We start from the raw sequence: 12,342 nt of genomic DNA, 5'->3' as shown, positions 1-12,342 counted from the left end.
TGCCCGAGCCGACAACAACAACGTCCACGTGACGGGTCTCGTCGACGTTTCCTGAAAATGACATTGCAGTACTCCTTTGTAGCGGATCGGGCGTTCAGGACCGGACCAGGGACAGGTTGGCGCCGGCGTGCTGGGCGACGATGCGGCCGAACACCGCGCCCTTACCCAGCGAGGTCCCCGTCATGTAGGCCGCGCCGTGAAATCCGCCGGTAACCTCACCGATGGCGTAGAGGCCGTCAATCACGTCGCCGTCAATATCCACGACCTGTGCCTCGGTGTTGATAGTGATCCCGCAGTAGGTGGTGGTCATCAGCGACTTGGCCGGGTAGGCGTAGAACGGGGGCTGGTCCAGGGGCAGCAGCTCTCCGACGCCGTTGCACAGGTGGGTGCGGCCGGCCTCGTCAGCTTCTCCGCCGGCAATGGCAGCGTTGTATCGGGACACGCTCTCCGCCAGCCCTGCGGCGTCGATGCCGGCGATCGCGGCGAGTTCTTCAAGGCTGTCCGCCTGGTGCACGTGGCCGATGTTTTCGAGCATGTCGATGTCGTTGAGCGGGATCCCGGGGTGGGATTTCGCGCGGATCTTCGCATCGAAGATCTGGAAACCAAGACCCTCGGCCTGTTTGAGGACCTCCCGGCCCAGGACCTTGTAGGACTGGGACTCGTCCATAAAGCGTTTGCCGGCCGTATTCACGACAATCGCACCCATGTAGTAGGCGGTGAGCAGTTCGTGGAACTCCTCGCCGGTCTCCGGATGCGAACCATACGTGGCGGTGACATAGGCCATGTCAGCCATGCCTGCCCCAAGCTTCCATGCCATTTTCAGTCCGTCACCGGTGTTGCCTTTTCCGCCGTACGGGATCGCCGCGAGTTGGTCCGGGGCAAAAGTCCGCAGCAGGTCCGTGCTCCGGCTGAACCCGCCGGTCGCCAGCACAATCCCGCCGCGGGCACGGAACAGGGACTCACCCTCGGGGGAATGCACGACGACGGCACCCACCCTCCCGGAATCCTCGCGGACCAGCCTGGTTGCGCGGTGGTTGAGCCGGATTTCGCCGCCAAGGGCAGTGAAGTTTCGGTGGAGAGTGGCCAGGACCTCGGTAATGACGGAATTGTGGCTGCGGGGTGCCGACTGGCCGGAGCTGATTTCCAGGGCGCGGAAAACCACACCTTGACCCTTGAGCCAGGTGTACGTCTCTGTCTGGTGATCCAGGTAGGCCTCGAGCAGGGCACGGTCGCTTGCCCCGCCGCCTGCCGTGACCATGTCGGCCAGAAAGAGTTCGGCTGTGTCGTGGATACCTTCTGCTGCCTGTTCGTCGGTTCCGGAGAAGGCGAAGAAGCCTCCGCTCATCGCACTGGAACCTCCGAGGCGTTCTGTCTTTTCAAGCAGGACGACGCTGAGCCCGGCCTCGGCCGCAGACGTGGCGGCCGCCTGCCCGGCGATGCCGGAGCCAATGACGACCAGGTCAAATGAGTATTCGGGCATGGACATGGTGTTGCTCGCTTTCAGGTGTTTCGGGGAGTCGATCACGCGGTGGATCAGGATTCAGCAGGTGAGCCAGCCGCCGTTGACGTCGAGGCTGGTGCCGGTGATGTAGCTCGCCCGGCTGCTGACCAGGAAGGCGACGGCGTCGGCAATCTCCGCGGGCTGGGCAAAGCGCTTCATGGGGACCTGGTTCAGGAGCTTGTCATCGACCGGGACGCTGGACATCATGGGGGTCTGCACGAAGCCCGGGGCTACACCGTTGACCCGGATCTGCAGGTCGGCCAGCTCAAGTGCGAGGCTGGCAGTCAGGTTTTGCAGGGCGGCCTTCGACGCTCCGTATGCCACGGAGCTGGGCAGGAACGGCCCGAACGCGGCGTCGGCCGGCCCTCCGGTCCCCAGCTTGGAGGTAATGGAGAGCAGGTTCACGATGCTCGCGCTGCCGTCCGTGGGCATGTACCGGTAGGCCTCGCGGATGAGGAAGAACGGAGCGCTGGCGTTGACGGCCATGACGTGATTCCATTCGTCGTCGCCGAGCTCGAAGAAGGGGACCTTGGCGCCGTTGCGCTTTGGGGAGATGCCAACTGCGTTGACCAGGACGCCGATGGGCGCCACCTCGGCTGCGAGGGCCGCCAGTTCGCGGTTGGCTTCGCTGCTGGTCAGGTCTCCGGCGAAACCGGTATGGGTGGCGCCGTTGACCTGGGGGAGGCCTGCCACGGTCAGGTCTGTTGCCGCCTGGTCCATGTCGGCAACGACCACTGCGTAACCTTCGGCGGCCAGCCGGTGGCTGATTGCCCTGCCGATGCCGCCGGCACCACCGGTGACGATTGCCGTCTGGGTGAGTGTCTTTTGTGCGGGGACCGCGAGTCCGGGGGATTCGGTCAGCGTAATTCCCATAGTCAGTTTCTCGATTCTTCGGCGAACGCTGTGTGGGTGTCTGCGATGGAAACGGGCAGGGTTCGGATGGGTGAAAACGGCGTTGGGTACATGATCTTGTTTTCCATCGTCATGATCATGGGCCGGATGATGGCCAGGCATTCCTGCCACTGGGCGTTTTTGGCCAATTCGGCCCTGCGTACCCGGCGGTCCTCAAGGTCCGCGTAGGCCCAGAGGTGGTTCAGTTCGTTTTGGCGTCCGAACTCGGTGACGAAGTAGCCGAGGAAGCCGCCGAGGATTGGTTTCTGCGCCGGCAGGCCGATCTGTTCATAGGCCGCCAGATAGTCCGCAAGGCTGGCCCCGGTGTGAAGGACATAGGTACGCTGTTCAACGATCATGGATCAGTTCACCGTCGAGTCGGCGCGGACATCGGCGTCGACTGCTTCGCGGGTCTGAGGCGCCGGCTCATACCGTCCGAACCGCTGCTTGTTCCCCTCAAGCGTGGAGCCGTCACCCATCAGCAGCATGTTGATCAGGGCGGCGGCGATGATGACCACCCAGGTAATCGTGATGGCCAGGGTGCTCCCCCCGCTGATGCTCGTCAGCCAGGAGGCGAGGAATGGTGCCGGGGCTGCGAACACCAGGTTGCCACCGGTGAGGGCCAAGGCCGAGCCCGTGTAGCGCATGTGGGTGGGGAAGGCCTCAGCGAAAAGGGCACCTTGACCTGCGTTGCCGAATTGCGCTGAAACCAGCGCGAAGGCGACTACCGCCAAAGTCAGGGGGAAGCTGTGCAGGTCCACCACCTGGAAGAAAATGACAGCTGCCACAAGGGTGAAGGCAGACCCAACCATGAGGATCTTGCGGCGTCCGTAGACGTCGGCAAGCCGGCCACCCCACCAGATGGCGATGACGGACAGGAAATTCGAGATCATGATGATGGTGAAAGTCTCGCTTTGGGCATACCCATGGGTGGTGAGATAGCTGATGCCGAAAACGCTGACGATGTAGAAGGTGACGATGATCGGGGCGTACGCGAGCATGAGCCGGAGAATCGTGACACCGTGCGTCCGGATCACCATCGCAGGATTGGTGGACTCGGCCCCGATCTCCTCCAAGCCCTTCTTGAATACGGGCGTCTCTTCGACTTTGAGCCGGATGTAGATGCCCACAGCCACCAGAAGGATGCTCAGCAGGAACGGCAGGCGCCAGCCCCAAGAGAGGAAATCCTGTTTGCTCAGCACGCCGGAGAGCACGGCAAGGAGGAGGTTGGCCATGACCTGGCTGATCGGAGATCCCATCGCCATGAGGGCGCCATAGAATGCGCGCCGGTCGGCGGGGGCGTGTTCCATGGTCATCAGCTGGGCGCCGGTGGCCTCGCCGCCAAGCGCCACACCCTGGATAAACCTCATGACAACCAGGGCCAGTGGTGCGATGAAACCGATGGCTGAGTACGACGGCAGCAGGCCGATCACCATGGAGGCGACGCCCATGAGGATAAAGGTGGTGAGCAGGATCTTGCGCCGTCCGATCCGGTCGCCAAGATGACCGAAGAGGATCCCGCCCAGCGGCCGGGCGAAGAAGCCCACACCGAAGGTGGCGAACGAGGCCAGGAGGCCCATCGCCGGGCTGAGCTCATTGAAGAACACCACGGGGAATACGGTGGCCGCCATGGCTCCATAGACGGCGAAGTCAAACCATTCCAGGGCTGACCCAAACGTGCCGCTGAGGACGGCTCGCTTGGCCTCGGCAGGGGCAGGGGTGCTCGGCCGAAGCGGCCGTCTGGCAGGTTGAATCGGAGTGGTTTGGATCATCAGGACTCCTTTGTCGGATGACGATGCGGGGGAGGGGAGGGCAGTCACCGCCGGAGAAGGGCCGGGACTGCCTGGCGTTTGCGCCCTAGCGGCAAGCGATGAATGTGAGTTTAGGCACGGACTTGTGTGATTCGCAATACTCCGTATACTTATTGCGTGATACGCAATAATATTGGTTCCCGGGTAGAGTCCGTCCACCGCGCGCTTGTCCTGTTGAAGCTCATGGTTCAGGAGGGGTCGCTCAGCGTGACGGAGGCGGCCAAGGCGCTGGATGTCGACCCGTCGACGGCGCAGCGGCTTCTGGCCACACTGACCGGTGATGGCTTCGCGGAGCAGGGGGATCAGCGGCGATACCGGCCGGGTCCTGAACTCCTGAGGCCAGGCCTGATGATGTCGATTCCCTCGCTACGGGTTCGCGCCAGGCCCTATCTGGAGCGCCTCTTCGAGCGGGTCGGGGAAACCGTTCACCTGGCGACGCTCGTCGGGACGACGATCCATCATCAAGACGGCATCGATGCCACGACTCACGCCTTGCGGTTTGGGCTGCGCATCGGCGTCGTACTCCCTGCCCACGTCACGTCGGCCGGAAAAGCCATGCTGGCGGACCTGTCGCCGGAAGAGGTGGAAAGCCGCTACCGGACGGTGCCGTCCGTGGCGGGCGGGCCCGCTACCGAGTTGGACTTCGAAAAGCTCCATCGGGAGCTCGCCGAGACCCGGCGCCGGGGGGTGGGTATGAACTTCCAGGAGAGCGAAGACGGTGTGGCGGCCCTCGCCGTGTCCCTCGGCGTCATCGACGGCGAACATGCGGCTTTCAGCATTGCCATGCCCATTGTGCGCTTCGGATCCGGCGATGCCGAGCGTCTCTCTGACCATCTCCTGAAGACAGCGGCGGAACTCAAGGAGGGCATTTTGTAGATATGGGCGACATCTCCACCAAGGAGACCGCGAACACGCGGAAAGTGGCCGCCTAAACCAGGGGCCACGGGTAGCGCATGCCGGTGCGGTCAACCGGCAGGACCCGTGCGTGCAGCAGGCGCTGGACGCGGCGCTGCAGGGCGGTGACCTCGTGGTCGTCGAGGAGTTCGGCCACCTCGGGAGGCGCGGCCTCGGCGAGCGGGGCGATGTCCTCGAGCAGGGCATCGGGGATGGGGTCGCCGGCGAAGTCCCAGATCACGGTGCGGAGTTTGAAACTCGCGGAGAAGCAGAGTCCGTGGTCGATGCCCCAGACCCGTCCGTCGTCGCCGCGCAGCACGTGCCCGCTTTTGCGGTCGGTGTTGTTGGCGACGTAGTCGAACAGGGCGATGCGGGCCAGGTCGCGGTGGGTCTCTGGGGCGTCCTCGAACAGCGTGAAGTAGTGCTCGCCGAAGTCGCACTCGATGAACCACTGCAGCGACCCGACCCCCAACGGGGCTTCCTCTCGGATCACGGTCGGCGGCACGAGGCCCCACGACAGGGACTCGCTGAGCAGGTAGGCGGCGCGTTCCCGCCGGTACAGTCCGGGCTCGAAATCGGACAACGGCCGTTCGCCGGCCTCCGGCTTGTAGACCGCGTACCCCTCGTCCTCGCCGCAGGAGACCTGGACCAGGAACGTCTCGTTGCTGCTGCGCGGGATGCGCCCGAGCAGCTCGACGCGGCCCTCGGCGAGCAGGGTCAGCTCCCGGCCGGACACCGGCTGCCCCAATTCATGACGCCCTCAGCCCGCTGAGCGGTTCCGACGTCGAATTCACCATCAACACGGCCGGGTCCTGCCCCTCCACAAACGAGATGGCCGACACCGAGCCCGGGCTGATGACGATCCGCTGGAAGAGGTCCAGGGGCGTGCCCAGGGCGTGGGCGACGGCCGCCTTGATGGGATCGGCGTGGGAGAAGCAGACCACGACACCCTCGGCGTGGGCCGCGCGCAGGGGCTCTAGTGCTCCGATGATCCGCGCCTGCATCTCCAGAAAGCTCTCACCGTTCGGGAAACGGAAGGCGGATGGGCTGTGCTGCACGGTCTGCCACTCGGGCAGGGCCGCCAGGTCCGCGATCGCGGCACCGGTCCATTCGCCGAAATCGCACTCCAGCAGCCCGTCGTCGTGCGCCACCGCCAGTCCCGTACGGGCCGCCGTCGGCTCCGCCGTCTCACAGGCGCGCTCCAGCGGGGAGGAATAAAGGGCGTCGACGGACAAGCCCGCGAGCCGTTCCGAGACCCGGGAAGCCTGGGCCCGGCCCCGGTCGGACAGATGCAGTCTGGGGGCGCGCCCTGGGAGCACCATGCCCGTGGTCGGCGTTTCCCCGTGGCGCACCAGAAGCAGGAGCGTGCCCTGCCGCTCGGGTGAGGTCGCGGGGGCCGGAGGTGCCGGCGCGGTTGATGCAGTCATCAGCATTAAGCGTAGCGGCAGGGGTCCCCGCCCGAGCTTGCGAGGGTGGGGGAGCTACAGAGCGGTATTCCGCACTTCACGCCAACGCGCAGGAATCTGCAAGAATCCCTCGATTCCCTGCACGGGAGAGGTCTACGGTGGAGGAGTGAGTGATCGCCCCGATATCTTCACTGTTGGTGAACTGCGTGCCGCCGGCCACGTCCACAAGGACCTGCGCCGCGAAATTCGGGACAACCTGCTCGCCGCGCTCGCGGCCGGCCGGGATCCCTGGCCCGGGATGTTCGGGTTCAGCCGGACCGTCCTGCCCCAGCTCGAGCGGGCCCTGCTCGCCGGGCACGACGTCGTCCTGCTCGGCGAACGGGGCCAGGGCAAGACGCGGCTCCTGCGCACCCTGGCCGGGCTGCTGGACGAGTGGTCGCCGGTGATCGAGGACTCGGAGCTGAACGAACACCCGTACGAACCCATCACGGAGCACTCCCGCGCCCTGGCCCTCACCGAGGGGGACCGGCTGCGGGTGGCGTGGCGGCACCGCTCGGAACGGTACGTCGAAAAACTCGCGACGCCGGACACGTCCGTCGCGGACCTGATCGGCGACGTCGACCCGATGCGGGTGGCCGAGGGACGCCGTCTCGGCGACCCGGAAACCATCCACTACGGCCTGGTCCCGCGCTCCAACCGCGGAATCATCGCCATCAACGAGCTGCCCGACCTGGCCGAGCGGATCCAGGTCTCGATGCTCAACGTGATGGAGGAACGCGACATCCAGATCCGCGGCTACGTGCTGCGGCTGCCGCTGGACGTCCTGGTGGTCGCGTCCGCCAACCCGGAGGACTACACGAACCGCGGCCGCATCATCACGCCCCTGCGGGACCGCTTCGGCGCCGAGATCCGCACCCACTACCCGATCGAGCTCGACGACGAGGTCGCCGTCATCCGGCAGGAGGGGCAGCTGGTGGCCGGCGTCCCGCCCGTCATTCTGGAGATCCTGGCCCGCTACACCCGGGCGTTGCGGCAGTCGCCGGCGGTGAACCAGACCTCCGGGGTGTCCGCGCGGTTCGCCATCGCGGGTGCCGAAACCGTGGCCGCGGCGGCCCTGCGCCGGGCCAGTATGCGCGGCGAGGACGAGGCCGTCGCCCGGATCATCGACCTGGACGCCGCCGTGGACGTCCTCGCCGGGAAGATCGAGTTCGAGTCCGGTGAGGAAGGCCGGGAACAGGACGTCCTGGACCACCTCCTGCGCATGGCCACCGCGGAAGCCGTCCGGGCCCACTTCCACGGCCTGGACATGGGCCCGCTCGTGGCCGCGCTCGACGGCCACGCCACGGTGACCACCGGGGAACTGGTCACTGCGCGGGAGTTCCTCCACAACCTCCCGTCCCTCAACGGATCCAGTCTCTACGACGACATCAGTGAGCGCCTGGGCGCGGAAAACGACGGGCAGCGCGCCGCCGCCGTCGAACTTGCGTTGGAAGGGCTCTACCTCGCCCGGCGGATCTCCAAGGAGTCCGACGACGAGGAGACGATTTACGGGTAGGCAGCTTTACGGCTAAGGAGGCCTCATGACCGCTCACAACCGGTCCAGGTACGGCCGGTACACGGGAGGACCGGATCCGCTCGCCCCGCCGGTGGACCTGGCGGAGGCGCTGGACGCCGTCGCCGAGGACGTCATGGCCGGCTACTCGCCCCGGCACGCCCTCCGGGAATTCCTGCGCCGCGGCGGCCGGAACCGGGAAGGCCTCGACGACCTCGCCGGTCGTGTCCAGCAGCGGCGCAGTGAACTGCTGGGCCGGCACAACCTGGACGGCACCCTCAGCGAAGTCCAGAAGCTGCTTGAGACTGCGGTGCTGGAGGAGCGCAAACAACTAGCCCGCGACGCCATGATGGACAACACCGACCGCGCCTTCCGGGAGATGCAACTGCAGAACCTGCCGCGCTCCACGGCGGCGGCGGTCAACGAGCTCGCCTCCTATGACTGGCAGTCCAGCACCGCGCGGGAGGCCTACGAGCGGATCAAGGACCTGCTCGGCCGCGAACTCCTGGACCAGCGGTTCGCCGGTATGAAGGAGGCGCTCGAGGGCGCCACCGAGGAGGACCGCGCGGCCGTGGCCGAGATGCTGCAGGATCTCAACGGGCTCCTCGGCAAACACCGCCGCGGTGAGGACACCGACGCGGACTTCCAGGAATTCATGGCCAAACACAGCCAGTTCTTCCCGGAGAACCCGCAGTCGGTCGAGGAGCTGGTGGACGCGCTCGCCCAGCGCGCGGCCGCCGCGCAGCGGCTCCTGCAATCCATGTCCGCCGAGCAGCGCGAGGAGCTGATGCGGCTCTCCGCCCAGGCGTTCGGCTCGCCCGAGCTTATGGCACAGCTGGGCCAACTCGATTCCAACCTGCAGGCTTTGCGCCCCGGCGAGGACTGGACCGGCTCCGAACGCTTCGAGGGCGAGGAAGGACTCGGACTCGGCGACGGCACCGGCGTGCTCCAGGACATCGCCGAACTGGACGAGCTGGCCGAACAGCTCTCCCAGGCCTACAGCGGGTCACGCCTTGATGACCTGGACCTGGACGCCCTCGCCCGCCAGCTCGGACAGAATGCCGCCGTGTCGGCCAGCACGCTCGCGGAGATCGAGCGGGCCATGCAGGATGGCGGCTTCCTCCAGCGCGGCGCCGACGGTGATCTCCGGCTGTCCCCGCAGGCCATGCGGCGGCTCGGCAGGTCGCTGTTGCGGGACACCGCCAAGCAGCTCTCCGGCCGGCAGGGCCGCCGGGACACGCGGGTTGCCGGGGCGGCCGGGGAGCAGACCGGCTCCAGCCGCCAATGGGAGTTCGGCGACGCCGAGCCGTGGGACGTCACCCGCACCATCACCAACGCGATCCGCCGCACGATCGCCGACGGCGGTGACCCGGGCCGCGGACTGCGGCTCGCCGTGGGCGACATCGAAGTCACGGAGACGGAGGCGCGGACACAGGCCGCCGTCGTCCTGCTTGCGGACGTGTCCTTCTCGATGGCCGCCGAGGGACGCTGGGTGCCTATGAAACGCACCGCACTCGCCCTGCACCACCTCGTCTCAACCCGGTTCCGCGGCGACCGGCTGCAGCTGATCACGTTCGGCCGCTACGCGCAGACCATGGACATTGGCGAGCTCACGGCCCTGCCGGCCCTGCGGGAGCAGGGAACCAACCTGCACCACGGCCTGCTGCTGGCCGGCCGGTTCTTCCGCCAGCACCCGTCGATGCAGCCCGTCCTCCTTGTGGTGACCGACGGCGAACCCACCGCACACTTGCTGGCCGACGGCGAGTCCTGGTTCTCCTGGCCGCCGGACCCGGAGACCATCCGCGTCACGGTCGCCGAACTGGACCGCCTGGCCCGGGCCGGCACACAGGCCACGTTCTTCCGGCTCGGCGACGACCCTTCCCTGGAGCGGTTCATCCAGCGGATGGCCCGCCGCATCGACGGCCGGGTAGTGGCGCCCGAAACCGGGGACCTGGGCGCGGCCGTGGTGGGGGAGTACCTCCGCGCCCACTTCCGCGGACGCCCCTACGACGACGCCGACTGGGCCCAATAGACGCTGCTCAATAGACGACCGCACCGGGAGTGATGCACGTGACCACCATGCCTGCCGAGGGAGTCGGGTTCCGCTCCAAACGCGGACCCGTCCTCATTGCCCTGATGCTCTCCACCGGCCTAGTGGCGATCGACGCGACCGTGGTGGCGACAGCCGTGCCCGCGATCGTGCACGACATTGGCGGGTTCACGTCGTTCCCCTGGTTGTTCTCCGCCTATCTGCTGGCGCAGGCCGTGTCCGTCCCGGTCTACGCAAAGCTTTCCGACACCATCGGCCGCAAGCCGATCATGCTGATCGGAATCGGCCTGTTCCTGCTCGGCTCGATCCTGTGCGGAGCCGCCTGGAGCATGCCGGCCCTCATCGCCTTCCGCGTCGTGCAGGGCCTGGGCGCCGGCGCGGTCCAGCCGATGGCCATCACCATCGCCGGCGATATCTACACCCTGGCCGAGCGGGCAAAAGTGCAGGGCTACCTGGCGAGCGTGTGGGCTGTCTCCTCAGTGGTGGGCCCGACGCTCGGGGGAGTGTTTGCCTCGCTCGGGATCTGGCGCGGCATTTTCCTCGTGAACATCCCTCTCTGCCTGGTGGCCGGATGGATGCTGGTCCGATCGTTCCACGAGAACATCGAGCCCGTGAAGCACCGGGTCGACTATCTGGGCTCGGGGCTGCTCACTGTCTCGCTCACGCTGCTTATTCTCGGGGCCCTCGAGGGCGGCCAGGCCTGGGCCTGGGACTCCGGCATCAGCGACGCAGTGTTCGCCGGCGGTGCCCTCCTGTTCGTCGCGTTTGTCCTCGTCGAACGGCGGGCGGCGGAGCCGGTCCTGCCTTCGTGGGTGGTGTCCCGGCGGCTGCTGGCGACGACGGCGATGGTCGCTTTCGGCGTGGGAGCGGTCATGCTGGGCATCACATCGTACGTTCCGACGTTCCTCGTAGGAGCCCTCTCGACCTCCCCGATCGTGGCCGGGCTCGCCCTGGCGGCGCTGACCATCGGCTGGCCGATCAGTGCGTCCCAGTCAGGGCGCCTGTACCTGCGCATCGGGTTCCGGAACACTGCCCTGATCGGCATCACGGTCACCGTCATCGGCACGGGAGTCCTGGCCGTCACCGCCTCCGTCCCCAACGTTGCGCTCGTCGCCGTCAGCTGCTTCATCGTCGGGCTCGGACTCGGGCTGGTCGCGACCCCGACCCTGATCGCCGCCCAGACGAGCGTCGAATGGAACGAGCGCGGCGTGGTCACCGGCACCAACCTTTTCGCCCGGTCGATCGGCAGCTCCATCGGCGTCGCCGTCTTCGGCGCGATAGCGAACGCTGTCTACGCCGGCACCCCGCACGGCGACACGGATCCCCACACAATCGTGGCGGCCTCCTCCGCCGTGTTCCTGGCCGTCATGATCGCCGCCGTCCTCACCGTCGTCGCCGTCATCGGCATGCCCGCGACGAAACCCGTCAAACAGACCCAGGCCGCCGCGCGAGGGTCATCCAGCAGCGGATGACCCCGGTTCCGCTGTCACTTTTGGGGTCTTGCTGGGGCGTTCATCGCCGGATGCCGAGGGTGGCGATGAGATCTTCGTGCAATTCGAACCAGATGCGGTGGAAGGAGTCGCGGTCTGTGGCGGTGAGCCACGCCGGCTCCGTGGCTGCGTTTTCCACTGCCAGCTCGAGGCGTTCCGCGTATCCGCTGAACCGCGGCAACACAGCGGTCAGGCGGACTTCCAGATCACTGAAGGACGCCAACGCCTGGGTGAAGGTTTGCTGTGTTGGCCCGTCGATCCCATCGTGCCGCTGACTTCCCTCGGCGAGCCAGCGGAGCTGGAGTTTGCTGCAGGCGGCCACGACTCCTGCGTTCAGGGGTGCAAACTTCGCGTGCACGGCGGTGACCGCTGCCTGGCCGCCCACGCTGTCCAGCTCCTCGGCCAGGAGCCGTTCGTTTTCAGTCCTGCCGGCCACGGTCAGGGACCAGCCCCGGTTTCCCCCGAATGAGGAGCGCGACGCCCACCCGTTCGCGCCGGCGTCAATGAGGCGCCGTTCGACGTCGTGCGGATCCTGGCCAAACCGGGCGGCAACTGATTCAGTGTCAGCGAAGCCGAGCAGCCTCAGGGCATGGAGGGTGAGGAGCATGGATGGCTGCTGCGGGCTCATGGACCCGCTCCGGGACCTGCCGGTTTCGCGCGGACGGTTCCGTGAGTTCCGTCGACCACGAGCGTCGTTCCGTCCGTGATGCGGGTCAGGGCGCCGGCCACCCCCAGAACGGCGGGGAT

Annotated in this window: 11 protein-coding genes; 4 read left to right on the top strand and 7 right to left on the bottom strand. The window is 66.8% G+C overall.

Annotated elements, in window-relative coordinates; all coding sequences use genetic code 11:
- Positions 1-94: 94 nt before the first annotated feature.
- The 4 genes from Y706_RS0105495 to Y706_RS23830 are packed head-to-tail and all read right to left on the bottom strand — an operon-like array spanning position 95 to position 4,164.
- The gene (locus Y706_RS0105495; RefSeq protein ID WP_216699107.1) at positions 95-1,525 is read right to left on the bottom strand and encodes an FAD-dependent oxidoreductase; all 1,431 of its coding nucleotides are present in this window, start codon (positions 1,523-1,525) and stop codon (positions 95-97) included.
- Positions 1,526-1,540: 15 nt separating this feature from the next.
- Positions 1,541-2,374, bottom strand: coding sequence for an SDR family NAD(P)-dependent oxidoreductase (locus Y706_RS0105490; RefSeq protein WP_028275788.1), 834 nt, complete (start codon positions 2,372-2,374; stop codon positions 1,541-1,543).
- Positions 2,375-2,376: 2 nt separating this feature from the next.
- A complete protein-coding gene (locus Y706_RS0105485) occupies positions 2,377-2,751 on the bottom strand; it encodes an NIPSNAP family protein (RefSeq protein ID WP_028275787.1) in 375 nt (124 codons plus the stop codon).
- 3 nt (positions 2,752-2,754) lie between these two features.
- Positions 2,755-4,164 carry an MFS transporter gene (locus Y706_RS23830; protein ID WP_052355012.1) on the bottom strand — a complete coding sequence of 470 codons (1,410 nt, stop codon included), beginning with the start codon at positions 4,162-4,164 and terminating at the stop codon, positions 2,755-2,757.
- A gap of 126 nt (positions 4,165-4,290) precedes the next feature.
- Here Y706_RS23830 and Y706_RS0105475 point away from each other — a divergent pair, with 126 nt between their 5' ends.
- Positions 4,291-5,079: an IclR family transcriptional regulator gene (locus tag Y706_RS0105475; protein ID WP_343213035.1), complete on the top strand. Its 789-nt coding sequence runs from the start codon at positions 4,291-4,293 to the stop codon at positions 5,077-5,079.
- Between the two features lie 52 nt (positions 5,080-5,131).
- Here Y706_RS0105475 and Y706_RS0105470 read toward each other — a convergent pair whose 3' ends face one another.
- Both Y706_RS0105470 and Y706_RS0105465 read right to left on the bottom strand, forming a co-directional pair.
- Positions 5,132-5,833 carry an SCO1664 family protein gene (locus Y706_RS0105470; protein WP_028275785.1) on the bottom strand — a complete coding sequence of 234 codons (702 nt, stop codon included), beginning with the start codon at positions 5,831-5,833 and terminating at the stop codon, positions 5,132-5,134.
- A 13-nt stretch (positions 5,834-5,846) separates the two neighbouring features.
- Positions 5,847-6,524 (bottom strand): MSMEG_4193 family putative phosphomutase, encoded by a 678-nt coding sequence (locus Y706_RS0105465; RefSeq protein ID WP_043434981.1) that lies wholly within the window; start codon positions 6,522-6,524, stop codon positions 5,847-5,849.
- Between the two features lie 145 nt (positions 6,525-6,669).
- On the opposite strand from Y706_RS0105465, the gene Y706_RS0105460 reads away from it, so the two are divergent.
- Genes Y706_RS0105460 through Y706_RS0105450 form a run of 3 tightly spaced genes read left to right on the top strand, consistent with a single transcriptional unit; the run spans position 6,670 to position 11,577 of the window.
- Positions 6,670-8,058: a sigma 54-interacting transcriptional regulator gene (locus Y706_RS0105460; protein WP_028275783.1), complete on the top strand. Its 1,389-nt coding sequence runs from the start codon at positions 6,670-6,672 to the stop codon at positions 8,056-8,058.
- Positions 8,059-8,083: 25 nt separating this feature from the next.
- Positions 8,084-10,087: a vWA domain-containing protein gene (locus Y706_RS0105455; RefSeq protein ID WP_028275782.1), complete on the top strand. Its 2,004-nt coding sequence runs from the start codon at positions 8,084-8,086 to the stop codon at positions 10,085-10,087.
- A gap of 38 nt (positions 10,088-10,125) precedes the next feature.
- Positions 10,126-11,577: an MFS transporter gene (locus tag Y706_RS0105450; RefSeq protein WP_028275781.1), complete on the top strand. Its 1,452-nt coding sequence runs from the start codon at positions 10,126-10,128 to the stop codon at positions 11,575-11,577.
- A 40-nt stretch (positions 11,578-11,617) separates the two neighbouring features.
- On the opposite strand, the gene Y706_RS0105445 is transcribed toward Y706_RS0105450, so the two are convergent.
- Complete coding sequence (locus Y706_RS0105445; protein ID WP_028275780.1) at positions 11,618-12,223, bottom strand: hypothetical protein; 606 nt, start codon at positions 12,221-12,223, stop codon at positions 11,618-11,620.
- Between the last annotated feature and the right edge of the window lie 119 nt (positions 12,224-12,342).

Source organism: Arthrobacter sp. I3, assembly GCF_000520575.1.
Classification (GTDB): domain Bacteria; phylum Actinomycetota; class Actinomycetes; order Actinomycetales; family Micrococcaceae; genus Arthrobacter; species Arthrobacter humicola_A.
The sequence above is the reverse complement of the archived record's forward strand: the minus strand, read 5'-3'. Positions and strand labels throughout refer to the sequence as shown.

Bases quoted from the DNA above. Each gene is read 5' to 3' on its own strand.
- Y706_RS0105490 (WP_028275788.1), bottom strand. From the start codon at position 2,374: ATGGGAATTACGCTGACCGAATCCCCCGGACTCGCGGTCCCCGCACAA.
- Y706_RS0105485 (WP_028275787.1), bottom strand. From the start codon at position 2,751: ATGATCGTTGAACAGCGTACCTATGTCCTTCACACCGGGGCCAGCCTT.
- Y706_RS23830 (WP_052355012.1), bottom strand. From the start codon at position 4,164: ATGATCCAAACCACTCCGATTCAACCTGCCAGACGGCCGCTTCGGCCG.
- Y706_RS0105465 (WP_043434981.1), bottom strand. From the start codon at position 6,524: ATGACTGCATCAACCGCGCCGGCACCTCCGGCCCCCGCGACCTCACCC.
- Y706_RS0105455 (WP_028275782.1), top strand. From the start codon at position 8,084: ATGACCGCTCACAACCGGTCCAGGTACGGCCGGTACACGGGAGGACCG.
- Y706_RS0105445 (WP_028275780.1), bottom strand. From the start codon at position 12,223: ATGAGCCCGCAGCAGCCATCCATGCTCCTCACCCTCCATGCCCTGAGG.